This is a genomic window from Sulfurimonas sp. NWX367 (assembly GCF_039667065.1).
Taxonomy (GTDB): Bacteria; Campylobacterota; Campylobacteria; order Campylobacterales; family Sulfurimonadaceae; genus Sulfurimonas; species Sulfurimonas hydrogeniphila.
The window spans coordinates 1-1695 of record NZ_JALCZM010000010.1 but is presented as its reverse complement, the minus strand read 5'-3'; the positions used below and the strand labels follow the sequence as shown (position 1 = coordinate 1695).

General features: G+C 32.6%; 2 protein-coding genes. Both read left to right on the top strand.

From position 1 onward, the window contains the following. Nucleotides 1–126 precede the first annotated feature (126 nt). Nucleotides 127–582 carry a hypothetical protein gene (locus MNY28_RS11755; protein WP_346389954.1) on the top strand — a complete coding sequence of 152 codons (456 nt, stop codon included), beginning with the start codon at nt 127–129 and terminating at the stop codon, nt 580–582. 3 nt (nt 583–585) lie between these two features. Next, a partial coding sequence (locus MNY28_RS11750; protein ID WP_346389953.1) for an IS1634 family transposase occupies nt 586–1695 on the top strand: 1110 nt, incomplete at its 3' end.

Below are 1695 nucleotides of genomic sequence, written 5' to 3'. Positions count from 1 at the left end.
AATTCCTGACTTCCGCGATAACTTTTTAAATAAAACTTAACCTCGTAAAATAGGTACTTTCAGAGGATAAAAAGGCACGATTTGTGTGCCTCGGGAATATATTCATAGAATTTGTTATCATTTTATATGGGATTAAAAGTCAGAAAAAAGAAAAATAGCAGTGGAAGTATCAGTATTCATATTGTTGACAGAAGCAATCGAGGCTATAAAGTAGTTGAAACTTTGGGTAGCAGTAAAGATCCAGATGAGATTGAACAACTTTACCAAAAAGCACTGGGGCGTATTGATGAACTTGAGTATAATCTTTTCTATTTTTTACAAACTAACAGTAAAAAAGAGTTGTTAAAAAAGCTGCTTGCAGAATATACAACACAAGATTTTATACCTATTGGTGATGAGTTAATATTTGGGAGATTGTTTGATGATATAGGGTGTAATAAAGTTTTTGAAAAGTTACAAACAACATCCATTCGTAAAGTTTCAGAAAAACAGTTTTTATTTCGCTCATTGGTAATATCAAGAATACTCTACCCCGGCAGCAAATTGGAGCTGATACACTATTTGGACTACTTCAAACATTAAGAGATGACAACAGATACAATTTATCGCTTCTTGGATACTATCTATCAAGAGGAGATAAAAACACAAATAGAGCAATGTGTATTTGAACACACCCAAAAGGTGATGTCAGGAACTATCACTGTAACTTTCTATGATGTAACAACACTCTACTTTGAAAGTGAGAGTGAAGATGATTTAAGAAGAATCGGTTTTTCCAAAGAGGGAAAACTTGCCCGTCCCCAAATACTCCTTGGTCTTTTTACAACTCTAGAAGGGTATCCACTGAGCTTTGAAATATACGAGGGAAATAAATATGAAGGGCATACCCTTATCGATATACTTCAAAAGTTTCAAACACGGTTTCAACTCAAAGAAAAACCGATAGTAGTTGCGGATAGAGGGATGCTCACCCATGCAAATATTGCTTTTTTAGAGAATAACGGTTATAAATATATCCTTGCCTATAAAATCAAAAATATTGACAATGTACTCAAAGAGCAAATTGCAAATTTGACATTTATTGATGATGGGACTATCCATACCATTGATATAGATAAAACGATAAATTATATAGATGAATTTGGCAATAAACAGCAACTCCCTATCAGACAGAAACTGATTCTTACCTACTCCTCCAAAAGAGCAAAAAAAGATAAAAAAATAAGAGAAAAAGCGTTAGAAAAAATCAAACAGAGCTTATCTGATAAAAATATCACCAAAAGCGATTTAAAGCTATCCTACTATGCCAAATATTTGGATATAGATAAGAAGTACAAAGTTCAAGACAGACTCAATCCTCAAAAAATTATTCAAGATGAAAAGCTTGATGGAATCAAAGGGTTTGCCACAAATGATTTTTCACTCAATGCCAATGATGTTATAGCACATTATCAGAATCAGTATGATGTTGAGAGAGCTTTTAGAATCTCAAAAACAGATTTACGCATTCGGACAATATACCATCGCGTTGAGGAGAGAATAAAAGCACATGTACTTATTTCGTTTGTATCATATGCAGTTTACAAAGAGTTTGAAAGAAGATTAAAGTTGCATGATGTCAGATTTAAGTTCTCGCAGAAATTACTAAGAAAAATTATTGAACATATTACAGCTTTAAAAATTGATGATGAATTA